Raw genomic sequence first — 23,192 nt, 5'->3', positions numbered from 1 at the left:
CCCCAGTCTCTCAGAATCCCCGCCGGGCCCTGCGGGGGCTGGGCCTTTCGGCCCCGCCGCGCCCATGCAGGTCCGCCGCGCCACTCCAGCCCCGCCGGCGTTTGAGGCGCGGGGGTCCGGGGGCTGGCCCCGGCCACGGCGCCGCTGCGCGGAGCGTCCTCCCCGCCCTGCCCTTCCACCGTTCCCCGGGCTCTGCCCGGACCCGGTCCTCAAACCCCGGGCGGGCTGAAAGATCCAGGCGGGGTCACGGGTGGGCGGCGTTGCGCCACGCGGTGGGGAGGGCCTCGGCCACTTGGTGAGCCAGCAGCGGGCCGCCGGTGAGTCTGGCGGCCAGGCCGTGGAGGTACGCCGCCACCGCACCCGCGTCCGCCCCCGACAGGCCCGCCGCCAGCAACGACCCCGCCAACCCCGACAGCACGTCCCCGCTGCCGGCGGTGGCCAGCCAGGGGGTGCCCGTCGGATTCACCCGAACGGCTCCGCCGCCCGAGGCGACCAGCGTCGTCGAGCCCTTCAGCAGCACCGCCGCCCCGTACCGCTGCGCCAGCATCCGTACGGCGTCCAGCCGGCCCGCCTCCACCGACTCCCGCGACACGCCGAGCAGCGCCGCCGCCTCCCCCGCGTGCGGGGTCAGCAGGGTGGGGGCGCTGCGGGCCCGCAGCGCCGCCGCGTCCAGCCCGCGCAGCCCGTCCGCGTCGACCAGCACCGCTGTGTCCCCCGCCAGGAGTTCCGCGACCTCCCCGGCGCGCCCCTCCCCCAGCCCCGGGCCGACCACCCACGCCTGCACCCGGCCGGGCCCGATCAGCGTCTCGGGGTAGCGGGCGAGCACCGCCTCCGCCGCCGGACCCACGTACCGCACCGCGCCCGCGCCGCCCCGCAGCGCCCCCGCCACGGCCAGCACCGCCGCGCCCGGGTACTGCGCGGACCCGGCGACGATCCCGACCACGCCCCGCCGGTACTTGTCGCTCGTCGCCGTCGGCTCCGGCAGCAGCCCCGCCACATCCGCGTGCTGCAGGGCCTCCACCTCCGGCGACGGCAGTTCCAGCCCGATGCCGACGAGGTGCACCGCACCCGCCCGCGAGGCCCCGGGGTCGATCAGCAGGCCGGGCTTGTACGCCCCGAAGGTCACCGTCACATCGGCCGTCACGGCCGGACCCGCCACCTCCCCGGTGTCCGCGTCCACCCCGCTCGGCAGGTCCACGGCGACCACGGGGACCCCCGGCGGGATCCGCTCCACCAGGGCCGCGGCCGCCGGGCGCAGCCCGCCGCGCCCGCCGATCCCGAGCAGCCCGTCCAGGACGAGGTCCGCCCGCTGCGGGACCGACCGCGAAAGGTGTCCCCCGGCGGCCCGCAGCGCGGCCAGCCCGCCCGGGTGCATCCGCTCGGGGTCCATCGGCACGGCCGTCACCCCGGCCCCGCGGCGGGCCAGCCGGGCGCCCGCGTAGAGCGCGTCGCCGCCGTTGTCCCCGGGGCCGACGAGCAGGACGACCCGGGCGCCGTACACCCCGCCGCGGGCCCGCCGCAGCAGCCCGGCGCACGCGGCGGCCAGGCCGGCCGCCGCCCGCTGCATCAGGGCGCCCTCCGGGAGCCGGGCCATCAGCTCCCGCTCGGCGGCCCGTACGGTCTCCACGCTGTAAGCAGTGCGCACGGACTGCCCCCTACCCTTCTGCGATCACCACGGCGGAGGCGATACCGGCGTCGTGGCTGAGCGAGATGTGCCAGGACTTCACGCCGAGCGCCAGCGCCCGCGCCTCGACCGTCCCGGACACGCGCAGCCGGGGCTGCCCGCTGTCCTCGACGTACACCTCGGCGTCGGTCCACAGCAGCCCGGCGGGCGCGCCGAGGGCCTTGGCGAGGGCTTCCTTGGCCGCGAACCGGGCGGCGAGCGAGGCGATCCCGCGCCGCTCGCCGCTCGGCAGCGTCAACTCGGCGTCGACGAACAGCCGTCCGGCCAGGTTCGGGGTGCGCTCCAGCGCCGCTCCGAACCGCTCGATCTCCGCTACGTCGATCCCGACGCCGATAATCACAACGACAACTCCACTGGCCTGGGCGACCACTACTCCACGGTCACCGACTTGGCGAGGTTACGCGGCTGGTCCACCTCGTTGCCGCGCGCCGTCGCCAGCTCGCACGCGAACACCTGCAGCGGGACCGTCGCCACCAGCGGCTGGAGCAGCGTCGGCGTCGCGGGGATCCGGATCAGGTGGTCGGCGTACGGGACGACCGCCTCGTCGCCCTCCTCCGCGATCACGATGGTCCGCGCCCCGCGCGCCCGGATCTCCTGGATGTTCGACACGATCTTGTCGTGGAGCACCGACCGGCCGCGCGGCGACGGGACGACGACCACCACCGGCAGGTCCTTCTCGATCAGCGCGATCGGCCCGTGCTTGAGCTCGCCCGCCGCGAAGCCCTCGGCGTGCATGTACGCCAGCTCCTTGAGCTTGAGCGCGCCCTCCAGCGCCACCGGGTAGCCGACGTGCCGTCCCAGGAACAGCACGGTGTCCTTGTCGGCGAGCGAGCGCGCGAGCTCCCGTACCGGCTCCATGGTCTCCAGGACGGTGTCCACCGCCGCGGCGATGTCCGACAGCTCCCGGATCACGGCCTCGATCTCGTCGCCCCACTTCGTGCCCCGGACCTGTCCGAGGTAGAGCGCGACCAGGTAGCAGGCCACCAGCTGCGTCAGGAAGGCCTTGGTCGAGGCGACGGCCACCTCGGGACCGGCGTGCGTGTAGAGGACCGCATCCGATTCGCGCGGGATCGTCGACCCGTTCGTGTTGCAGATGGCCAGCACCCTGGCCCCCTGCTCGCGCGCGTGCCGCAGCGCCATCAGGGTGTCCATGGTCTCGCCGGACTGCGAGATCGCGACCACCAGCGTCCGCTGGTCGAGGATCGGGTCGCGGTAGCGGAACTCGCTCGCCAGCTCCGTCTCGCACGGGATGCGGGTCCAGTGCTCGATGGCCAGCTTCGCGATCATGCCCGCGTGGTACGCCGTACCGCACGCCACGATCACGACCTTGTCGACCTCCCTGAGCACCGAGACGGGGATGCGCACCTCGTCCAGGGTCAGCGAGCCGCTCGCGTCGATCCGGCCCAGGAGGGTGTCGGCGACGGCCTTCGGCTGCTCGGCGATCTCCTTGAGCATGAAGTAGTCGTAGCCCCCCTTCTCGGCCGCCGAGGCGTCCCAGTCGACGTGGTACGCCCGTACGGTCGCGGCCGAACCGTCGAAGTTGGTCACCGTGACGCCCTCGCGGCGGAGCTCGACGACCTGGTCCTGCCCCAGCTCGATCGCGGACCGCGTGTGGGCGATGAACGCGGCCACGTCCGAGGCGAGGAAGTTCTCCCCCTCTCCGACACCCACCACCAGGGGCGAGTTGCGGCGCGCGCCGACCACCACGTCCGGCTCGTCGGCGTGCACGGCGACCAGGGTGAAGGCGCCTTCCAGGCGCCGGCACACCTGCCGCATGGCTTCCGCGAGATCGCCGGTGGCCGAGAACTGCTCCGCCAGCAGGTGCGCCACGACCTCGGTGTCCGTCTCGGACTCCAGCCGGTGTCCGCGCTCGGCCAGCTCGGCCCGGAGCGCGGCGAAGTTCTCGATGATGCCGTTGTGCACGACGGCCACGCGCCCCGAGTTGTCGAGGTGCGGGTGGGCGTTGGCGTCGGTGGGCCCGCCGTGGGTCGCCCACCGGGTGTGCCCGAGCCCCGTGGAACCGGTCGGCAGCGGGTGCCCGACCAGCTCCTTCTCCAGATTGACGAGCTTGCCAGCCTTCTTGACGGCCGCCAGGCTGCCGTCCGCGAGCACGGCGACCCCGGCCGAGTCGTAGCCGCGGTACTCCAGCCGCTTGAGTCCGGCGATGACCACATCGAGCGCCGACTGCGCTCCCACGTAACCCACAATTCCGCACATAGGCCGCAGCGTACGCCGTAGTTGGCCGTCCGCCCCGTAGCCGAACAAGACGAAAACCCCGCCCCGGCGCGTGCGCCGGAGCGGGTTGACGTGTCGTCAGCAGGCGTCAGCCGAGCTTCTTCACCTGGGCGTCGACGACGGCCTTCGGCTGCTCGGCGGCGCCGGCCAGGCTCACGGCCGAGAAGGTCGCCAGGGTGCTGCCCTTGCGGACGACCACGAGCTCCATGCTCATCGCCTCGCCGTCCGCGTCACCCGTCACGGTGTACGCGAGGGCCTCGTCGCCCGCGGTGACGGCGGCACCCGGGGCCACCTTCGTGATCTTCAGCGAGTCGCCGCCCTGGCCGCCCGTGTAACCGCCGGCGCAGGTCGTGCCCGCCTTCTTGATGGTGGCGAAGGCCTCGGCGGCGCCCTTGCCCTCGTACGAGTGGAGGGAGACCGAGGTGGCGGTGGCGCCCAGGGCGTCCAGACCGGCCTTGAGCTTGTCCTCGGGGCTGGCGTCGGCGGCCGGCTCCTTGCCCTTGGCGACGGCCTTCGTCCCGGCCGTGCCCGCGGCGGTGCCGATCGGGGCCATCGACTGCGCGGAGACCAGCGGCTGGCACTCCGGCTTGTCGCTCTTGGTGGCGGACGCGGCGGCGAGCTCGGCCGGGGTGGCCGCCTTGACCACGTGGTTGGGCAGGTCGGCCTGGACCACGAGCAGGCCCGCCAGCTCGGCGGTGGTCTTCGCCTTGGCGGCCGGGGCGGCCGACGTCGCCGCCTCGGACGGCTTGGCGTCGGCCTTGGTGTCGGCCTTCTGGCCGCCGCAGGCGGTGACGAGCAGGGTCAGGGACACCGCGGACGCGGCCAGGACGGTACGGCGGACAAGAGCGTTGCGCACGAGAAAACTCCCCCATGAATGCGGCTGAGACAGGGCAGCCCGAACCGCGCCCCGGAAACGGGACGTGGAGATGACTGCGGTGATCAACAATGTACGGGGCCGGGGATCGGACCGTTGCCGCAGGCCGGGATCAAGGCCAATCGTGACCCCAGCGAGACCCCAGGCATTTCCAATCGAAACCACCCGGCGTACAACCGGGGCCGCACCGGCCAGGCCCTGTCCGGTACCGGCCCCTCCCGTTGCACACGTGACCGACCACACCACCCACAACCGCCCCGGAGCCCCGACAATGGCGGTGTGATCACTTCGCCGCCACGAAGCAACACGCCGGACAACGCAACGGAGCGCACCGGCCGGGACGGGCACCCCACCCGCCCCGCACACCGCCGGGGCCCCGATGTCTCGCCCTACGTCGACCTCACCCGCGCCGAGTGGAGCGCCCTGCGGGAGCGGACCCCGCTGCCGCTGACCGCCGACGAGGTGGAGCGGCTGCGCGGCCTCGGTGACGTCATCGACCTCGACGAGGTCCGTGACGTCTACCTGCCGCTGTCCCGGCTCCTCAACCTCTACGTCGGCGCCACCAGCAACCTGCGGGGCACCCTCAACACCTTCCTCGGCGACGCGGGCAACGGGCACGGCGCCCAGCAGGGCACCCCGTTCGTCATAGGTGTCGCCGGTTCGGTCGCCGTCGGCAAGTCCACCGTGGCGCGCCTGCTGCAGGCGCTGCTGGCCCGCTGGCCCGAGCACCCGCGCGTGGAGCTGGTCACCACCGACGGCTTCCTGTACCCGATGAAGGAGCTCCAGCGGCGTGGGCTGACCTCCCGCAAGGGATTCCCGGAGTCCTACGACCGCCGCGCGCTCACCCGCTTCGTCGCCGACATCAAGGCCGGCAAGGACGAGGTGCGGGCCCCGGTCTACTCGCACCTGATCTACGACATCGTCCCCGGCGAGGAACTCGTCGTCCGCCGCCCGGACATCCTGATCGTCGAGGGCCTCAACGTGCTCCAGCCGGCCCTCCCCGGCACGGACGGCCGTACCCGCGTCGCCCTCGCCGACTACTTCGACTTCAGCGTGTACGTGGACGCGCGGCCCGAGGACATCGAGCGCTGGTACCTGAACCGCTTCCGGAAGCTGCGCGCGACCGCGTTCCAGAATCCCTTCTCCTACTTCCGCAAGTACACCCAGGTCTCCGAGGAGGAGGCCATGGAGTACGCGCAGACGATGTGGCGGACGATCAACCGGCCCAACCTGCTGGAGAACGTGGCGCCCACCCGAGGCCGGGCCACCCTCGTCGTCCGCAAGGGACCCGACCACAAGGTGCAGAAGCTGAGCCTCCGCAAGCTCTAGTCGCTAGGGTGCGGAAATGCTGCATTTGCGGATGATCACCCCGCATCACCTCACCGAACGGGTGGTGGCGCTGATCGACCGGACGGTCGGGACCACCCATCTGGTCGTGCTGACCGGCGCCGCCCGCGACCCCGAGGGCGATCTCGTCCTGTGCGACGTCGCCCGCGAGTCGGCCGACGAACTGCTGCAGGAGATGCGCTCGCTCGGCATCGGCGATAGCGGTTCGATCGCCGTCGAGCACATCGACCTGTCGATCTCCAGACGCGCCGACGAGGCCGAGGAGGAGGCGCCGGGCGAGGCGGCCGACGCGGTGATCTGGGAGCAGCTCGCCGGGTCGACGCACGAGGAGTCCACCCTCACCATCACCTACTGCGCCTTCATGATCGTGGCGACGATGATCGCGGCCTGCGGTGTGGTCCTGGACAACGCGATCCTGATCGTGGGCGCCATGGCGGTCGGCCCGGAGTTCGGCCCGCTCGCCGGGATCTGCACGGGCCTGGTCCGGCGCGAGCGCCGGCTCGCCGGGCGCTCGCTCCTCGCGCTGTTCGTCGGCTTCACGGCGGCGATCGTGGCGACGACGGTCTTCAGTCTGGGGATGACCGCGCTCGGCCTGTTCCAGGAGAGCATGCTGGAGAACCCCCGGCCGAACACCAGCTTCATCTGGCAGCCCGACCCGTTCTCCTTCGTCGTGGCGCTGCTCGCCGGTGTGGCCGGCATGCTGTCGCTGACCTCGGCGAAGGCCGGTGCGCTGGTGGGCGTGGCGATCTCCGTCACCACCGTCCCGGCCGGAGCGAACGCGGCGGTGGCCCTCAGCTACGGCGACTTCTCCCAGATGTGGGGCTCGGCCGCGCAGCTGGCGGTGAACCTGGGCGGCATCATCCTCGCCGGAACGGTCACCCTCATCTGCTGGAAACTGCTGTGGCGCACCCAGCAGGGCCGGATGGTCCGGAAGCCGGGTGCGCCACGCGGGCCGGGCGGAGCCCGTCCGGATCTCTAGCCCAGCGCGGACTTCACGACGTCCGCGAGGCGGCCGGCGACCGAGCGGGCCTGCTCGATGTCGGCGGCCTCGACCATCACCCGTACGAGCGGCTCCGTACCGGAGGGACGCAGCAGCACCCGCCCGGTGGTGCCCAGCTCGCGCTCGGCGTCGGTGACCGCGGCGGCCAGCTCGGCGGAGGTGGTGACGCGGGACTTGTCCACGTCGGGAACGTTGACGAGCACCTGCGGCAGCCGCTGCATGACGCCCGCCAGCTCGGCGAGGGACTTGCCGGTGGCCGCGACGCGCGCCGCCAGCAGCAGGCCGGTCAGCGTGCCGTCGCCGGTCGTCGCGTGGTCGAGGATGATCACGTGGCCGGACTGCTCGCCGCCGAGCGCGTAGCCGTGCTCTTTCATCGACTCCAGCACGTAGCGGTCGCCGACGCCGGTCTGCACGACCTGGATGCCCTCGGCCTCCATGGCCAGCTTGAAGCCCAGGTTGGACATCACGGTGCCGACCACGGTGTTCTCGCGGAGCTGGCCGGCCTCGCGCATGGCCAGGGCCAGCACGGCGAGGATCTGGTCGCCGTCGATCTCCTCGCCGGAGCCGTCCACGGCCAGGCAGCGGTCGGCGTCACCGTCGTGCGCGATGCCGAAGTCGGCTCCGTGCTCGACCACAGCCGCCTTGAGCAGGCCGAGGTGGGTGGAGCCGCAGCCGTCGTTGATGTTGAGGCCGTTGGGCTCGGCGCCGATCGTGACGATCTCCGCGCCGGCCCGGGTGAACGCCTCGGGCGAGACGTACGCGGCCGCGCCGTGGGCCTCGTCGAGGACGACCTTCAGGCCGTCGAGGCGGTTGGGGAGGACCCCGATGAGGTGGGCGACGTACCGGTCGAAGCCCTCGGTGTAGTCGGAGACGCGGCCGACGCCGGAGCCGGTGGGCCGGTCCCAGGGAGCGCCGGTGCGGTGCTGCTCGTAGGTCGACTCGATGCGGCCCTCCAGCTCGTCGGCGAGCTTGTGGCCGCCGCGCGCGAAGAACTTGATGCCGTTGTCGGGCATGGCGTTGTGGCTGGCGGAGAGCATCACGCCGAGGTCGGCGCCCAGCGCACCGGTGAGATACGCCACCGCCGGGGTGGGCAGCACACCGACGCGCAGGACGTCCACGCCCGCGCTCGCGAGGCCGGCTACGACCGCGGCCTCCAGGAATTCGCCCGAGGCGCGGGGGTCACGGCCGACCACGGCGGTCGCCCGGTGGCCCTCGAAGGTGCCCGCCTCGGCCAGTACGTGGGCAGCCGCCACGGAGAGGCCGAGCGCGAGCTCCGCCGTCAGATCCGCGTTGGCAACGCCGCGTACACCGTCCGTCCCGAAGAGTCGTCCCACTGTTGTCCTCCCGAGTTTCCGCTTCGCGTATGACCGCTTGTGACAGGTATTTGCCGCTTGTGGCGGTAAACGAACCGCCCCGGCAGCACAGAGAGTGCTGCCGGGGCGGTTTCGTTGCAGAACAGCAGGCGCAGATTAACGCTTGCTGTACTGCGGAGCCTTACGGGCCTTCTTGAGACCAGCCTTCTTGCGCTCGACCGCACGGTCGTCGCGGGAAAGGAAGCCGGCCTTCTTCAGCGCCGGGCGGTTGTTGTCCACGTCCGCCTCGTTCAGCGCGCGGGCCACACCGAGGCGCAGGGCGCCGGCCTGGCCGGAGACGCCGCCACCCGAGATGCGGGCGATGACGTCGTAGCGGCCGTCAAGCTCGAGGAGCTTGAAGGGCTCGTTGACTTCCTGCTGGTGCACCTTGTTGGGGAAGTAGTCCTCAAGGGTGCGACCGTTGATCTTCCACTTGCCGGTGCCCGGAACGATCCGGACGCGGGCGATGGCGTTCTTGCGACGGCCCAGGCCGGCGGCCGGCTGGGGGTCGCCGAAGCGACCGGCAAGGGACTCGGAGGTGTAGTCGCCCTCGACGACGACCTCAGACTCGCTGGTGTACTCCTCGACGTTGCCCTCGAACTCGTCGACGGGGGTCGTCTCGGCGGTGGTCTCGGCCACGATGCTCCTCAGAATTTTCTACGTCTTAGGGGGTGGCCGGAACTACTGCGCGACCTGGGTGATCTCGAACGGCACCGGCTGCTGGGCAGCGTGGGGGTGCTGGTCGCCCGAGTAGACCTTCAGCTTCGAGAGCATCTGACGGCCCAGGGTGTTCTTGGGGAGCATGCCCTTGATGGCCTTCTCGACGGCCTTCTCCGGGTTGTTCGCCAGGAGGTCGTCGTAGCGCACCGAGCGGAGACCACCCGGGTAGCCGGAGTGGCGGTAAGCCATCTTCTGCGACGCCTTGTTGCCGGACAGGTGAACCTTGTCGGCGTTGACGATGATGACGAAGTCGCCCATGTCCATGTGGGGGGCGTAGGTCGGCTTGTGCTTACCCCGCAGGAGGGCAGCGGCCTGGGTCGCCAGACGGCCGAGGACAACGTCCTGGGCGTCGATGACGAGCCACTGGCGCGAGATGTCGCCGGGCTTGGGGCTGAACGTACGCACGCGTATGCCTTCGCTTCTTCAGTGGTGGTATCCCAAGGGCGCAAGCCCCACGGGAAGGTCCTGACAGGGTCACCACGGACGATCACGACAGCCCTCGTTCACAACGGGGACGCAACCCGCGTGAACTGCTGGTCATCGGTCCGGTGGACCGGCGCAAGGCCCTTTCACGTGAGAATGAGAAAGCCAATACGCATAACAAACCAGCAGGATACCCAAGCAGACCCTTACGGGTCAAAACGCGGTCCGCGATGCCGATTCTGCTGACGTCGCGGCGCACTCCGGTTCGGTCCTGGGTGGGGACCCCGCAGTTGTTACGGGCTCCAGAGTAACCCGCCCGGAGCGCAGTGCACGACGCGCCAGCACGATCGCGACTCCGCACAGGGTGGCGCAGTCCTTGAAGGCCCGCCGTTTGGCCTCCAGCTCGGACGGCCACGGAATGCCCGCCACCTGGGGCCCCAGTGCCGCCCAGAACCAGGGCGAACGCGCCGCCGCGTCCGTCCGCACCACCGACGCCATCAGCAGCGGCAGGACCACCAGCAGGTAGTGGTCGAAGGACGGCCGCGACACCAGAAATGCGGCGAGCATCACCATGCAGGCCGTCTCCACCAGGCGCAGCTCGCCCCCGTCGGTGTCCTCCCGCCGCCACCGCGCCCAGGCCGCCCACAGGCCCGCACCGGCCCCCGCGAAGGCCACCAGCACCGCCAGCGGCACCGGCACCCCCAGCCGCGGCAGCACGGCGATCGGCGAGGCGTCCCACGGCAGCGCGTACGAGTCCTGTCCCTGGAGCAGGAAGGGCAGGGTCTTGGTGAAGAACAGCGACGGGCTCGGCATCATCAGCGCACCGGCCAGCGAGAACCCCAGCGGCACCAGCACGGCCGCGGCCAGCCCCCGCCACCGCCGGGCGACCAGGAAGAGCAGCCCGAGGGGCACGAGCATCGGCTTGCACGCGATCGCCAGCCCCACCACCAGCCCGGCCGACCCCCACGAGCGCCGCTGCGCGAGCAGCAGCGCCACCGGCAGGGCGGCCGCCGAGATGGCGGTCCAGTTACCGATCAGCACGAGGTTGATGTACGGCTTGTAGACGAGGGCGAACACCGCGAAGCCGCCGACCGCGAAGCGCGAGCGCAGTGGCACCGCGAATATCCGCAGCGCGGCCAGCCAGCCGGCGCCCAGCAGCCCCGACATCCCGACCGGCAGCAGCCACCGCAGCACCTCACGCGGCAGCAGCGCCTCGGGAACCGCCATGATCACGGCACTGGGCAGGTAGAGGAAGCGCTTGTCCTCGTACGGGGAGCCGCCCGCCAGAAGCGTCTGAGCGGCCTTGACCACGAACGCGTTGTCGGAGCCCCAGTTCGCCCGCAGGCTCGTGGAGACGGCGATCCCGAGGAGCACCGCGAGGGAGACCAGCTGCCAGGACCGGGCGGCCGGCTGCAGCAGCCAGTCGATCAGCCTGTTGCCGGTTCCCCCGCCCGCCGCTTCCCCGTCCCCCGCGCCCCCGTCCCCGGCACCCCGGGTCCTGACGCCCTGGTTCTCCCACTTCATCAGCCAGATGCTAGGCCGCAGCCCCACGACGCCTGCCCCTCACTCGACCGAGGGGGCCACGGGCTCCCCCTAGCGCTTGCGTTCGACTCTACGTTCGTCCCAGACGGGTTCCTGAGTCTCCCGCACAACACCGTCCGAACCGAAGACCAGGTAACGGTCAAATGTGCGCGCGAACCACCGGTCGTGCGTGACGCACAGCACAGTGCCGTCATACGCCTCCAGTCCGTCCTGCAGGGCCTCCGCCGACTCCAGGTCCAGGTTGTCCGTCGGCTCGTCCAGCAGCAGCGCCGTGGTGCCCGCCAGCTCCAGCAGCAGGATCTGGAAGCGCGCCTGCTGCCCGCCCGAGAGCTTCTCGAACGGCTGGTCGCCCTGGCGCTCCAGCTCGTACCGGCGCAGGGCGCCCATCGCCTGTCCCAGGGGCTTCGCCGCCTCCGTCCACAGGATGTCGACGAGGGTCCGCCCGAAGAGCTCCGGGTGGGCGTGGGTCTGTGCGAAGTGGCCGGGAACCACCCGCGCGCCCAGCTTCCACGTGCCCGTGTGCTTGACGTCCTCGCCCGCCAGCAGGCGCAGGAAGTGCGACTTGCCCGAGCCGTTCGAGCCGAGGACCGCGACCCGCTCCCCGTAGAAGACCTCCAGGGAGAAGGGCTTCATCAGGCCGGTCAGCTCCAGGTCCTCCACGGTCAGGGCGCGCACGCCCGTACGCCCGCCCTTGAGCCGCATCCGGATGTCCTGCTCCCGCGGCGGCTCCGGCGGCGGACCGGCCTCCTCGAACTTCTGGAAGCGGGTCTGCATCGCCCGGTACCGCGAGGCCATGTCGGGGCTGCTCGCGGCCTGGTTGCGCAGCCGCAGCACCAGCGCCTTCAGCCGCGCGTGCTCCTCGTCCCAGCGCCGCTTGAGCTCCTCGAAGCGCGCGAAGCGCTCCTTGCGGGCGTCGTGGTACGTGGCGAAGCCGGCGCCGTGCACCCAGACGTCGGAGCCCGTCGGGCTCGCCTCCAGGCTGATGATCTTCTCGGCGGCCTGGGTCAGCAGCTCCCGGTCGTGGGAGACGAAGAGCACCGTCTTGCGGGTGGCCTTCAGCTGCTCCTCCAGCCAGCGCTTGCCGGGGACGTCCAGATAGTTGTCCGGCTCGTCGAGGAGCAGCACCTCGTCGGGCCCGCGCAGCAGCGCCTCCAGCACGAGGCGCTTCTGCTCACCGCCCGAGAGCGTGCGCACCTCGCGGAACTGCGCGCTGTCGTACGGAATCGCCAGCGCGGCCATGGTGCAGACGTCCCACAGCGTCTCCGCCTCGTACCCCTGGACGTCCGCCCAGTCGCTCAGCGCCTGCGCGTAGGCCATCTGGGCGGCCTCGTCGTCCACCGTCAGGATCAGCTGCTCGGCGCGGTCCACCGCCTTGGCGGCCTCCCGGATGCGCGGCTGGGCCACCGAGACCAGCAGGTCCCGTACGGTCGTCTCGTCCCGCACCGAGCCCACGAACTGCGACATCACGCCGAGGCCGCCGGAGACGGTGATCCCGCCGCCGTGCGGCTGGAGCTCACCCGAGATCATCTTCAGCAGGGTGGTCTTGCCGGCCCCGTTCGCCCCGACGAGCGCGGCGACCGACCCCTCCCCCACGCGGAAGGAGACGTCAGGGAGCAGTACCCGCCCGTCGGGAAGGTAGTACTCCAGGTGGCTGGCTTCGAGATGTCCCATGCCGGGCATTGTCCCGGTCCGGCGCCGATCCGCCCAAACGGATTAGCCGCACACCTGCGGGGGCTTTCAGCAGCAGCCGGCGCCCGGCAGGGTCCGCATGTTGCGCGCTTCCTTGCTGCGCGCGGCCAGCAGCTCGTCCGCCGGGTAACCGACCTCCTCCAGGGTCAGGCCGTGCGGCTTGACCACGTGCACCGAGGAGTCCCGTACGGCGGCCGCCAGCACCTTGCCGGGCCAGTCGGTGGGCCGGTGCCCGTCGCCGACGTGCAGGAGGGCTCCCACCAGCGAGCGGACCATGTTGTGGCAGAAGGCGTCGGCGCGGACGGTCGCGGTGACGATCCCGTCCTCGGCGCGCTCCCAGCTGAGCTGCTGGAGGGTACGGATGGTCGTGGCACCCTCGCGCTTCTTGCAGTACGCGGCGAAGTCGTGCTCGCCGAGCAACGGGGCGGCGGCCTCGTTCATGGCGTCCACGTCGAGCGGCCACTGGTGCCAGAGCACGTGCCCGCGGCGCAGCGGGTCGACGCCGCCCTGGTGGTCGCCGACGCGGTAGGCGTAGCGGCGCCAGATGGCCGAGAAACGCGCGTTGAAGCCCTCGGGGGCCTCGGCCACCTTCCACACCCGTACGTCGTGCGGCAGCCGGCCCGCGAGGCGGCGCAGCAGCTTGTCGTGGTGCTCGGCCCACACCTCCTCGGCGAGGTCGAACTGGGCGACCTGCCCGCGGGCGTGCACGCCCGCGTCGGTCCGCCCGGCCACGGTCAGCTCGACCGGGCCCGGCAGCCGCATCACGGTCTGCAGGGCCGACTCCAGCTCGCCCTGGACGGTCCGCAGCACGCGCTGCTTCGCCCAGCCGGAGAAGTCCTTGCCGTCGTAGCTCAGGTCCAGCCGCACCCGGACGTGCCCGGGCTCCACCTCGTCACTCACGTGACCGATCCTCTCAGAAAGCCGATACCGCCAGGCAAAAGCAGAACGGGCCCGCCCCGGAAGGGGGCGGGCCCGTTCAGAGCCGTTCAAGCAAGCGTGATCCCGGGGGATCAGGCCTCCTTGGTCTCCTCGGCGGGGGTCTCGACAGCCTCCGCCTCCTTGACCGCGCGCTTGGTGGCGGCCTCGGCCTCACCGGTGGCCTGCTGGGCGACCGTGAGGGCCTCGACCAGCTCGATCACGGCCATCGGGGCGTTGTCGCCACGACGGTTGCCGATCTTGGTGATGCGCGTGTAACCACCGGGGCGGTTCTCGTAGCGCGGGGCGATCTCGGTGAACAGCGTGTGCACGATGCTCTTGTCCGTGATCGTCTGCAGCACCAGGCGACGGTTGTGGATGTCGCCCTTCTTGGCCTTGGTGACCAGACGCTCGGCGTAGGGACGCAGGCGGCGGGCCTTGGCCTCGGTGGTGGTGATGCGGCCGTGCTCGAAGAGCGACTTCGCGAGGTTCGCGAGGAGGTGCTTCTCGTGCGCGGCGGAACCGCCCAGACGGGCACCCTTTGCGGGACGCGGCATGGTGTAACTCCTTCATATCTGCACCGGCCGTGTCAGGTACCGGTGTCAGTTCCCCCGAGGCGGATGCCGCGGGAAAGTTTTCGGTTCAAACCCGGCCGGCGACCCAGGCCAAAGGCCTCAGCCGCCGGCGGCGGGGGTGAATCAGTACTGCTCGGTCTCGACGAAACCGGCGTCCGCGTCGTCGTCGGCGCCGAAGGCGTCGGCGGCGGCGGTCGGGTCGAATCCGGGCGGGCTGTCCTTGAGGGCCAGGCCCATGCCGGCCAGCTTCGCCTTGACCTCGTCGATCGACTTCGCACCGAAGTTGCGGATGTCGAGCAGGTCGGCCTCGGAGCGGGCGACGAGCTCACCCACGGAGTGGATGCCCTCGCGCTTGAGGCAGTTGTACGAGCGGACCGTGAGCTCGAGCTCCTCGATCGGCAGCGCCAGGTCGGCGGCCAGGGCCGCGTCCGTCGGCGAGGGGCCCATGTCGATGCCCTCGGCGTCGATGTTGAGCTCACGCGCCAGACCGAACAGCTCGACCAGGGTCTTACCGGCGGACGCCATGGCGTCACGCGGGCGCATGGCCTGCTTGGTCTCGACGTCGACGATCAGCTTGTCGAAGTCGGTGCGCTGCTCGACTCGGGTCGCCTCGACCTTGTAGGTGACCTTGAGGACCGGGCTGTAGATGGAGTCGACCGGGATACGGCCGATCTCCTGGCCCAGCTGCTTGTTCTGGACGGCGGAGACGTAGCCGCGACCGCGCTCGACGGTCAGCTCCATCTCCAGCTTGCCCTTGCCGTTGAGCGTGGCGAGGACCAGGTCCGGGTTGTGCACCTCGACACCGGCCGGGGGCGCGATGTCAGCAGCGGTGACCAGGCCGGGACCCTGCTTGCGCAGGTACATCACGACCGGCTCGTCGTGCTCCGAGGAGACGACCAGCTGCTTGATGTTGAGGATGATGTCGGTGACGTCTTCCTTGACGCCCGGCACGGTGGTGAACTCGTGCAGGACGCCGTCCACGCGGATGCTGGTGACAGCGGCACCCGGGATGGAGGACAGGAGGGTACGGCGCAGGGAGTTGCCGAGGGTGTAGCCGAAGCCCGGCTCCAGCGGCTCGATCACGAACCGCGAGCGGTACTCGTCGACGACCTCTTCGGTCAGCGAAGGACGCTGAGCGATAAGCATGTCTGTGTTCCTTCATTCGTGGACGCCCACTATTTGACGCCCGACGGGATGCCGTACCGGAAGTACGGCTACTGCAAGGGTACGGGCGGTACGTCCCCCGAAGGGGTCGTACCGCCCGGACACTCAAGAACGCACAGGTGCGTCCGCTGCGTCAGACGCGGCGGCGCTTCGGCGGGCGGCAGCCGTTGTGCGGGGTGGGGGTGACGTCCTGGATCGAGCCGACCTCGAGGCCGGTGGCCTGGAGGGAGCGGATCGCGGTCTCGCGGCCGGAGCCCGGACCCTTGACGAAGACGTCAACCTTGCGCATGCCGTGCTCCTGCGCGCGGCGGGCGGCCGACTCGGCGGCCATCTGCGCGGCGAAGGGGGTGGACTTGCGCGAGCCCTTGAAGCCGACGTGGCCGGCGGAGGCCCAGGAGATCACGTTGCCCGAGGGGTCGGTGATCGAAACGATGGTGTTGTTGAACGTGCTCTTGATGTGGGCGTGCCCGTGAGCGACGTTCTTCTTTTCCTTGCGGCGCACCTTCTTGGCAGCGCCCTGACGACCCTTGGGGGGCATCTAAATCTCCTACGGGAGGTGGTCGGTCCTACAGCGCAAGACCGCTGAACAGGACTACTTCTTGCCCGGCTTCTTCTTACCGGCGATCGCGCGACGCGGGCCCTTGCGGGTACGCGCGTTGGTGCTGGTGCGCTGACCGTGCACCGGGAGGCCGCGACGGTGGCGGATACCCTGGTAGCACTGGATCTCGATCTTGCGGCGGATGTCGCCCTGGATCTCGCGGCGGAGGTCACCCTCGGTACGGAGGTTGGCGTCCACGTACTCGCGGATCTTGACGAGGTCCTCTTCGGCCAGGTCACGAACGCGGGTGTTCGGGTTCACGCCGGTGGAGGCGAGGATCTCCTTGGACCGGGTGCGCCCGATACCGAAGACGTAGGTGAGTGCGATCTCCACGCGCTTTTCGCGCGGGATGTCAACACCGGAAACGCGTGCCATTCAATGGCTCCTGTGTGTTCGGGGGTCTTCAGCAGAACCGACCCCGACCGCCGACCACCCCGAAGTGGGGTGATGGTACGCCCGGGTCCCCGGCCCCCGCCGGAGGTACCGCCGGCCCCGTACAGGGCTGGGCGGGTTCTGCGTATGTACGTTTTCTTACGTCGCGCGAAGAACTGCGGAAGGCAGGTCGGTCGGCGTGCGTCAGCCCTGGCGCTGCTTGTGGCGCAGGTTGTCGCAGATGACCATGACCCGGCCGTGACGGCGGATCACCTTGCACTTGTCGCAGATCTTCTTGACGCTCGGCTTGACCTTCATGTTGGTGAGGTTCTCCGGGTCAGTGCCACCACCCGCACCGGGACGGATGCCCAGGCAGGAGTGAGAGCAAGATCTACTTGTATCGGTAGACGATCCGGCCACGCGTCAGGTCGTACGGAGACAGCTCCACAACGACCCGGTCATCGGGGAGGATGCGGATGTAGTGCATGCGCATCTTGCCGCTGATGTGCGCGAGGACCTTGTGACCGTTCTGGAGTTCCACCTTGAACATCGCGTTCGGGAGGGACTCGATCACGGTGCCCTCGATTTCGATGGCACCTTGCTTCTTGGCCACGCTTCGCCTTTCGAATCGGCTACCTTGATCAGCTCCGTGCGCCATGCAGGCATGGAAGTGCACGAGAGCCGACGAGTCAGTCTACGTCAGGGCACCCAGAAAGACGAATCCGGAAAGTTTGCCCCAGAGTCTAGATCATTAACCGAGGGGGTCCGGAGCCGTGGTGACTCCGTACTCCGCCAGCTTCGCCTTTCCACAGTCCGGGCTGGTCAGGACGATGGGCCCGGCCTCCGTCAGCGCGATGGAGTGCTCCCAGTGCGAGGACCAGGTGCCGTCCGTCGTGATGACCGTCCAGTCGTCCGAAAGGACCTCCGTCTGGGCGGTGCCCAGGGAGACCATGGGCTCGATCGCCAGGCAGAGGCCCGGAACCAGCTTGATCCCCTTGCCCCGCTTGCGCGAGACGTAGTTCAGCAGGTGGGGGTCCATGTGCATCTCGGACCCGATGCCGTGGCCGCCGTAGTCCTCGATGATCCCGAACTTGCCGAGGCTGTGCTCACCGGTGGAGGGGCGGGGCTGGCGCTTGATGTACGTCTCGATCGCCTTGGAGATGTCGACGAGGCGGTTGCCGAGCTTCATGGCGGCGATGCCGGCCCACATGGACTCCTCGGTCACCCGGGACAGCTCCACGAGCTCAGGAGCGTGCCCGGTGCCCACGAAGGCGGTGTACGCGGCGTCGCCGTGCCAGCCGTCCACGATCGCACCCGCGTCGATGGAGATGATGTCCCCGTCCTTGAGGACGGTCTTGTCGTCTGGGATGCCGTGGACGACGACCTCGTTCACCGAGGTGCAGATGGTCGCGGGGAAGCCGCCGTAGCCGAGGAAGTTCGACTTGGCCCCGGCGTCCTCGATGACCTTGCGGGCCACCATGTCCAGATCCCGCGTCGTGGCGCCGGGTACGGCCGCCTCACGGGTCGCAGCGTGGATCGCCGCGACGACCAGCCCTGCCTCGCGCATCTTCGCGATCTGCTCGGGGGTCTTGATCTGGACCATGGGAAATGCCTTCCACCTTCGGATCTGCGTTGTTCAGGTCTTCTCAACAGTACGGCCGCGATGTCCTGGGGACACCGCGGCCGTACCTGCGCACAAAGGGTTACTACTTCTTGAGGGCGTCCATCGCGCGCTTCGTGACGTCCGCGACCTCACCGAGGGCCGGGATGGTCACCAGCAGGCCCTGGGCCTTGTAGTAGTCGATGATCGGCTCGGTCTGCGTGTGGTAGACCTCCAGCCGGTTACGGACCGTGGCCTCGGAGTCGTCGCCTCGCTGGTACAGCTCGCCGCCGCAGGTGTCACAGACACCCTCGACCTTCGGCGGGGCGTACGTCACGTGGAAGACGTGCGAGGAGTCGTTGCGGCAGATCCGCCGGCCGGCGATCCGCTTGACGACCTCGTCCTCCTCGACCTCCAGGTCGAGGACGGCGTCGAGCTTCATGCCCTCGGCCTGGAGCATCGCGTCGAGCGCCTCGGCCTGCGAGACGTTGCGCGGGAATCCGTCGAGCAGGAAGCCGTTCACGGCGTCCGGCTGCTCCATACGGTCCTTCGCCATGCCGATGGTCACCTCGTCGGGCACCAGGTCGCCGGCGTCCATGTACGCCTTGGCCTGCTTGCCGAGTTCGGTGCCCTGGCTGATGTTGGCCCGGAACAGGTCGCCCGTGGAGATGTGCGGAATCGACAGGTTCTTGGCAAGGAACGCGGCCTGCGTTCCCTTGCCCGCACCGGGCGGTCCAACGAGGACGATTCGCATCAGCGGAGGAACCCTTCGTAATTACGCTGCTGGAGCTGGCTCTCGATCTGCTTCACGGTTTCCAGACCCACACCCACGATGATCAGGATGCTCGTCCCGCCGAACGGGAAGTTCTGGTTCGCTCCGAAGCCGGCCAACGCCATCGTCGGCACAAGAGCGATGAGACCCAGGTACAGCGACCCCGGCCAGGTGATCCGGTTGAGTACGTAGCTGAGGTACTCGGCGGTGGGCCGACCGGCGCGGATGCCCGGGATGAACCCACCATACTTCTTCATGTTGTCTGCAACTTCCTCGGGGTTGAACGAGATCGCCACGTAGAAGAACGCGAAGAAAACGATCAGGAGGAAGTAGGCCGCGATGTAGTACGGGTGGTCGCCCTTGACGAAGTGCTTCTGGATCCAGGTGGCCCAGCCCGCCTGGGACCCGCTGAACTGCACGACAAGCGCCGGGATGTAGAGCAGCGACGAGGCGAAGATGACGGGGATGATGCCCGCCTGGTTCACCTTGAGCGGGATATAGGTCGAGGTACCGCCGTACGCGCGGCGGCCGATCATGCGCTTCGCGTACTGGACCGGGATCCGGCGCTGCGCCTGCTCGACGAAGACCACGAGGCACACCATCGCGAGGCCGACCAGGATGACCACGCCGAACTCGACCCAGCCGTCCGCGATCTTGCCCTGGAGCTTGATCTGCCAGAGGGCGCCGATGAAGCCGGCGGCGATCGAGATGAACATGAGGATCGACATACCGTTGCCGATACCGCGGTCGGTGATGAGCTCACCGAGCCACATGACGACGCAGGTACCGGCGGTCATGGTGACGACCATGACGACCGTGGTGAAGATCGAGCGGTCGGGAACGATCTCGCTGGCGGCCTGGCAGCCCTGGAACAGGGCACCGGTGCGGGCCGTGGCGACGAGGCCCGTGCCCTGCAGGATCGCGAGCGCGACCGTCAGATAGCGCGTGTACTGAGTGATCTTCGCCGTGCCGGACTGTCCCTCTTTTTTGAGGGTCTCCAGCTTCGGGATGACCACGGTCAGCAGCTGCAGAATGATGCTCGCCGTGATGTAGGGCATGATGCCGAGCGCGAAGATCGTGATCTGCAGCAGCGCACCGCCGCTGAACATGTTGACCAGGCCGAACAGCCCATTGCTGCTGCCTGCCTGCTCCACACAGATCTGAACGTTCTTGTAGCTCACGCCGGGTACCGGGACGTGGGACCCGAGCCGGAACAGCACGATGATGCCGAGCGTGAAGAGCAGCTTCTTGCGCAGGTCGGGCGTCTTGAACGCCCGGGCGAACGCGGTGAGCACGGTGCCTCCTGCGACCCCCGCGCTACTGCGTCAGAGGTGACGGTCTGAGGGATCGACGAATACGACAAAGCAAAGGTGCACGCCACCTTACCGGCGAGTGTGCCTTCCGTGGAACGACCGACCGGGGATGCCCCATATGTGAGGCATCCCCGGTCGGGTTTCGAGCTATTCAGCCACTGAAATCGTCTTAGACGAGCTCGGTGACGGTGCCGCCGGCAGCGGCAATCTTCTCCTTGGCGGAGGCGGAGACGGCGTCAACCGAAACCTGCAGCGCCACGGAGATCTCGCCCTGGCCCAGGACCTTGACGAGGCTGTTCTTGCGAACCGCGCCCTTGGCGACCAGGTCGGCCACCGTGACTTCTCCACCCTCGGGGTAGAGAGCGCCGAGCTTGTCCAGGTTGACGACCTGGAACTCGGTGCGGAACGGGTTCTTGAAGCCCTTGAGCTTCGGCAGGCGCATGTGGAGGGGCATCTGCCCACCCTCGAAGCGCTGCGGGATCTGGTAGCGGGCCTTCTGGCCCTTCGTACCACGACCGGCCGTCTTACCCTTCGACGCCTCACCACGACCGACACGGGTCTTCGCGGTCTTGGCGCCGGGGGCGGGACGGAGGTTGTGGGCCTTCAGCGGGCTGTTCTCAGCCATGTTAGTCAACCTCCTCAACCGTCACGAGGTGGCGGACGGTGTGCACCATTCCGCGGAACTCGGGGCGGTCCTCCTTGACGACCACGTCGTTCAGGCGCTTGAGCCCGAGCGAACGCAGAGTGTCGCGGTGGTTCTGCTTGCTGCCGATGTACGACTTCGTCTGCGTGATCTTGAGGCGAGCCATTACGCACCCGCCCCAGCACGTGCACGAAGCAGAGCCGCGGGGGCGACGTCCTCGAGGGGCAGACCACGGCGAGCCGCGATCTCCTCGGGACGCTGCAGGCCCTGGAGGGCCGCCACGGTCGCGTGCACGATGTTGATCGCGTTGTCGGAGCCCAGGGACTTCGACAGGATGTCGTGAACGCCGGCGCACTCCAGAACGGCGCGCACCGGGCCACCGGCGATAACACCGGTACCGGGGGAAGCAGGCTTCAGCAGGACGACGCCCGCAGCCTTCTCGCCCTGGATCGGGTGAGGGATGGTGCCCTGGATGCGCGGAACCTTGAAGAAGTTCTTCTTGGCTTCCTCGACACCCTTGGCGATGGCCGCGGGAACTTCCTTGGCCTTGCCGTAACCGACACCTACAGTGCCGTCACCGTCGCCCACCACGACCAGCGCGGTGAAGCTGAAGCGGCGACCACCCTTGACAACCTTGGCGACGCGGTTGATCGCGACAACGCGCTCAACGTAAGCGGTCTTCTCGGCGGCAGGGCCACCGTCGCGACCCTTCCGGTCCCGCCGCTCGCCGCCACCGGCACCGCTTCCGCGGCGCTGGGGTCCAGCCATTGGATTACCTCTCTCTGTTACGTCCGTGAGTCCCGGAACCGGGGCTTAGAACTTCAGCCCGGCTTCGCGGGCGGCGTCAGCCAGAGCGGCAATGCGCCCGGCGTATCGGTTGCCACCGCGGTCGAACACGACGGTCTCGACACCCGCAGCCTTGGCACGCTCGGCGACGAGCGCGCCGACAGCCTGGGCCTGCGAGCTCTTGTCGCCTTCGCCACCACGGATCGAAGCGTCCAGGGTCGACGCCGACGCCAGGGTGTGACCCTGGAGGTCGTCGATGACCTGAGCAACGATGTTGCGGTTCGAACGCGTCACGACGAGGCGCGGACGCTCCGCCGTACCCGAGACGTTCTTGCGGATGCGGATGTGGCGGCGAGCCTTGGCAGCGCGCTTGTACGCGTCGCCCTTGGCGATCTTCACACCGTATGCCATGGCTACTTACCAGCCTTTCCGACCTTGCGGCGGATGACTTCGCCGGCGTACTTGACACCCTTGGCCTTGTACGGGTCGGGCTTCCGCAGCTTGCGGATGTTGGCGGCGACCTCGCCGACCTTCTGCTTGTCGATGCCCTCGACCGTGAACTTGGTCGGCGACTCGACCTTGAAGGAGATGCCCTCGGGCGCCTCCACCAGGATCGGGTGGCTGTAACCCAGCTGGAACTCCAGGTTGGAGCCCTTCGCCAGGACACGGTAACCGACACCGCTGATCTCGAGAGCCTTGACGTATCCCGTGGTCACACCGGTGATCATGTTCGCCACCAGCGTGCGGGACAGGCCGTGCAGGGCCTTGTTCTGACGCTCGTCGTTCGGACGGGTGACGTTCAGAACGCCGTCCTCGCCCTTCACGACGGCGATGGGAGCCTTAACGGTGTGGGAGAGGGAACCCTTGGGGCCCTTCACCGCGACCGTGCTGCCATCGATGGTGACGTCCACACCGGCGGGAACCTGGATGGGGAGCTTGCCGATTCGCGACATTGCTTTTCCTCCGTTCCCGACTACCAGACGTAGGCGAGGACTTCCCCACCTACGCCCTTCTTGCCTGCCTGCTGGCCGGTGAGCAGACCGTGCGACGTGGAGATGATCGCCACGCCCAGGCCGCCGAGCACCTTCGGCAGGTTGGTGGACTTCGCGTACACGCGCAGACCGGGCTTCGAGATCCGCTTGATGCCCGCGATGGAGCGCTCACGGTTCGGCCCGAACTTCAGCTCGAGGACGAGGTTCTTGCCGACCTCGGCGTCCTCGACCTTCCAGCCGGTGATGAAACCCTCCTGCTTGAGGATCTCTGCGATGTGCGACTTGATCTTGCTGTGCGGCATCACGACGGTGTCGTGGTACGCCGAGTTAGCGTTACGCAGACGGGTCAGCATGTCTGCGATCGGGTCAGTCATGGTCATGAAGTGGCCTTCGGCCTCTCTCGCCGGGGTTTCCTGTATGCGCCATCCCTCTCCCCACTCAGTGGCGGGACGGGTGCGGTGCGGGGACCTACGGCGTAGTAAGTCGATAGGGCGGCGGACGCCCAACCCCACAAGCCTACGGCATGCGGAGCTGGGCACCCACCGACCAGATGCTTACCGAGAGTCTCTGGTACTTCCCAAGTCCTTACGGACGGA

The 23,192-nt window shown here is 69.2% G+C and carries 27 protein-coding genes; 2 read left to right on the top strand and 25 right to left on the bottom strand.

The genetic code is table 11. The annotated features are described in order from the left end of the window. Window positions 1-244: 244 nt before the first annotated feature. The 4 genes from ACZ573_RS01155 to ACZ573_RS01140 form a co-directional block, all read right to left on the bottom strand. Window positions 245-1,645 (bottom strand): NAD(P)H-hydrate dehydratase, encoded by a 1,401-nt coding sequence (locus ACZ573_RS01155; RefSeq protein WP_471297524.1) that lies wholly within the window; start codon window positions 1,643-1,645, stop codon window positions 245-247. A gap of 10 nt (window positions 1,646-1,655) precedes the next feature. Further along, window positions 1,656-2,024 carry a holo-ACP synthase gene (locus tag ACZ573_RS01150; RefSeq protein ID WP_471297522.1) on the bottom strand — a complete coding sequence of 123 codons (369 nt, stop codon included), beginning with the start codon at window positions 2,022-2,024 and terminating at the stop codon, window positions 1,656-1,658. Between the two features lie 29 nt (window positions 2,025-2,053). Next, complete coding sequence (glmS, locus tag ACZ573_RS01145; protein ID WP_471297520.1) at window positions 2,054-3,901, bottom strand: glutamine--fructose-6-phosphate transaminase (isomerizing); 1,848 nt, start codon at window positions 3,899-3,901, stop codon at window positions 2,054-2,056. 106 nt (window positions 3,902-4,007) lie between these two features. Continuing rightward, on the bottom strand, window positions 4,008-4,775 hold the full coding sequence (locus ACZ573_RS01140) for a hypothetical protein (protein WP_471297518.1): 768 nt from the start codon (window positions 4,773-4,775) through the stop codon (window positions 4,008-4,010). A gap of 297 nt (window positions 4,776-5,072) precedes the next feature. Here ACZ573_RS01140 and coaA point away from each other — a divergent pair, with 297 nt between their 5' ends. Next, window positions 5,073-6,122, top strand: coding sequence for a type I pantothenate kinase (gene coaA / locus ACZ573_RS01135; protein WP_471297516.1), 1,050 nt, complete (start codon window positions 5,073-5,075; stop codon window positions 6,120-6,122). Between the two features lie 16 nt (window positions 6,123-6,138). Beyond that, entirely contained in the window at window positions 6,139-7,119 is a 981-nt protein-coding gene (locus ACZ573_RS01130; RefSeq protein ID WP_471297514.1) for a DUF389 domain-containing protein, read from the top strand. Here the strand turns inward: ACZ573_RS01130 and glmM are convergent. The 21 genes from glmM to rpsH all read right to left on the bottom strand — a co-directional run bounded on the left by glmM (window position 7,116) and on the right by rpsH (window position 22,976). Next, window positions 7,116-8,474, bottom strand: a complete 1,359-nt coding sequence (gene glmM, locus ACZ573_RS01125; protein ID WP_471297512.1) for a phosphoglucosamine mutase — start codon at window positions 8,472-8,474, stop codon at window positions 7,116-7,118. The genes ACZ573_RS01130 and glmM overlap by 4 nt on opposite strands. Before the next feature lie 135 nt (window positions 8,475-8,609). Further along, on the bottom strand, window positions 8,610-9,131 hold the full coding sequence (rpsI, locus tag ACZ573_RS01120; RefSeq protein WP_150258789.1) for a 30S ribosomal protein S9: 522 nt from the start codon (window positions 9,129-9,131) through the stop codon (window positions 8,610-8,612). Between the two features lie 42 nt (window positions 9,132-9,173). Continuing rightward, entirely contained in the window at window positions 9,174-9,617 is a 444-nt protein-coding gene (gene rplM, locus ACZ573_RS01115; protein ID WP_008739660.1) for a 50S ribosomal protein L13, read from the bottom strand. A gap of 231 nt (window positions 9,618-9,848) precedes the next feature. Continuing rightward, the gene (locus ACZ573_RS01110; protein WP_471297510.1) at window positions 9,849-11,159 is read right to left on the bottom strand and encodes a glycosyltransferase family 87 protein; all 1,311 of its coding nucleotides are present in this window, start codon (window positions 11,157-11,159) and stop codon (window positions 9,849-9,851) included. Window positions 11,160-11,228: 69 nt separating this feature from the next. Continuing rightward, entirely contained in the window at window positions 11,229-12,857 is a 1,629-nt protein-coding gene (locus ACZ573_RS01105; RefSeq protein ID WP_471297508.1) for an ABC-F family ATP-binding cassette domain-containing protein, read from the bottom strand. A gap of 57 nt (window positions 12,858-12,914) precedes the next feature. Further along, complete coding sequence (gene truA, locus ACZ573_RS01100) at window positions 12,915-13,766, bottom strand: tRNA pseudouridine(38-40) synthase TruA (protein ID WP_471297506.1); 852 nt, start codon at window positions 13,764-13,766, stop codon at window positions 12,915-12,917. Window positions 13,767-13,876: 110 nt separating this feature from the next. After that, window positions 13,877-14,338, bottom strand: coding sequence for a 50S ribosomal protein L17 (gene rplQ / locus ACZ573_RS01095; protein ID WP_030008477.1), 462 nt, complete (start codon window positions 14,336-14,338; stop codon window positions 13,877-13,879). A 141-nt stretch (window positions 14,339-14,479) separates the two neighbouring features. Next, window positions 14,480-15,502, bottom strand: coding sequence for a DNA-directed RNA polymerase subunit alpha (locus tag ACZ573_RS01090; RefSeq protein ID WP_007265920.1), 1,023 nt, complete (start codon window positions 15,500-15,502; stop codon window positions 14,480-14,482). A gap of 151 nt (window positions 15,503-15,653) precedes the next feature. Next, window positions 15,654-16,058, bottom strand: coding sequence for a 30S ribosomal protein S11 (rpsK, locus tag ACZ573_RS01085; protein ID WP_003956432.1), 405 nt, complete (start codon window positions 16,056-16,058; stop codon window positions 15,654-15,656). Between the two features lie 54 nt (window positions 16,059-16,112). Continuing rightward, complete coding sequence (rpsM, locus tag ACZ573_RS01080; protein WP_007265919.1) at window positions 16,113-16,493, bottom strand: 30S ribosomal protein S13; 381 nt, start codon at window positions 16,491-16,493, stop codon at window positions 16,113-16,115. Between the two features lie 201 nt (window positions 16,494-16,694). Beyond that, on the bottom strand, window positions 16,695-16,808 hold the full coding sequence (rpmJ, locus tag ACZ573_RS01075; protein ID WP_003956441.1) for a 50S ribosomal protein L36: 114 nt from the start codon (window positions 16,806-16,808) through the stop codon (window positions 16,695-16,697). A 73-nt stretch (window positions 16,809-16,881) separates the two neighbouring features. Next, window positions 16,882-17,103 (bottom strand): translation initiation factor IF-1, encoded by a 222-nt coding sequence (gene infA, locus ACZ573_RS01070; RefSeq protein ID WP_003956442.1) that lies wholly within the window; start codon window positions 17,101-17,103, stop codon window positions 16,882-16,884. A 138-nt stretch (window positions 17,104-17,241) separates the two neighbouring features. Continuing rightward, window positions 17,242-18,093: a type I methionyl aminopeptidase gene (gene map, locus ACZ573_RS01065; protein WP_390799118.1), complete on the bottom strand. Its 852-nt coding sequence runs from the start codon at window positions 18,091-18,093 to the stop codon at window positions 17,242-17,244. A gap of 103 nt (window positions 18,094-18,196) precedes the next feature. Next, window positions 18,197-18,844: an adenylate kinase gene (locus ACZ573_RS01060; RefSeq protein WP_471297504.1), complete on the bottom strand. Its 648-nt coding sequence runs from the start codon at window positions 18,842-18,844 to the stop codon at window positions 18,197-18,199. Further along, complete coding sequence (gene secY, locus ACZ573_RS01055) at window positions 18,844-20,157, bottom strand: preprotein translocase subunit SecY (protein WP_030008474.1); 1,314 nt, start codon at window positions 20,155-20,157, stop codon at window positions 18,844-18,846. The genes ACZ573_RS01060 and secY overlap by 1 nt, the downstream gene beginning before the upstream one ends. Window positions 20,158-20,344: 187 nt before the next feature. After that, on the bottom strand, window positions 20,345-20,800 hold the full coding sequence (gene rplO / locus ACZ573_RS01050) for a 50S ribosomal protein L15 (protein ID WP_030008473.1): 456 nt from the start codon (window positions 20,798-20,800) through the stop codon (window positions 20,345-20,347). A gap of 1 nt (window position 20,801) precedes the next feature. Next, the gene (rpmD, locus tag ACZ573_RS01045; protein ID WP_005313525.1) at window positions 20,802-20,984 is read right to left on the bottom strand and encodes a 50S ribosomal protein L30; all 183 of its coding nucleotides are present in this window, start codon (window positions 20,982-20,984) and stop codon (window positions 20,802-20,804) included. Then, on the bottom strand, window positions 20,984-21,586 hold the full coding sequence (gene rpsE, locus ACZ573_RS01040) for a 30S ribosomal protein S5 (RefSeq protein WP_030388857.1): 603 nt from the start codon (window positions 21,584-21,586) through the stop codon (window positions 20,984-20,986). The genes rpmD and rpsE overlap by 1 nt, the downstream gene beginning before the upstream one ends. 45 nt (window positions 21,587-21,631) lie before the next feature. Beyond that, window positions 21,632-22,015 (bottom strand): 50S ribosomal protein L18, encoded by a 384-nt coding sequence (rplR, locus tag ACZ573_RS01035; protein WP_030008471.1) that lies wholly within the window; start codon window positions 22,013-22,015, stop codon window positions 21,632-21,634. A gap of 2 nt (window positions 22,016-22,017) precedes the next feature. Beyond that, the gene (rplF, locus tag ACZ573_RS01030) at window positions 22,018-22,557 is read right to left on the bottom strand and encodes a 50S ribosomal protein L6 (RefSeq protein WP_030008470.1); all 540 of its coding nucleotides are present in this window, start codon (window positions 22,555-22,557) and stop codon (window positions 22,018-22,020) included. A gap of 20 nt (window positions 22,558-22,577) precedes the next feature. Beyond that, window positions 22,578-22,976, bottom strand: a complete 399-nt coding sequence (gene rpsH, locus ACZ573_RS01025) for a 30S ribosomal protein S8 (protein WP_007265911.1) — start codon at window positions 22,974-22,976, stop codon at window positions 22,578-22,580. Window positions 22,977-23,192: the final 216 nt, after the last annotated feature.

It is taken from the genome of Streptomyces sp. NPDC040545 (assembly GCF_055595065.1).
The sequence above is the reverse complement of the archived record's forward strand: the minus strand, read 5'-3'. Positions and strand labels throughout refer to the sequence as shown.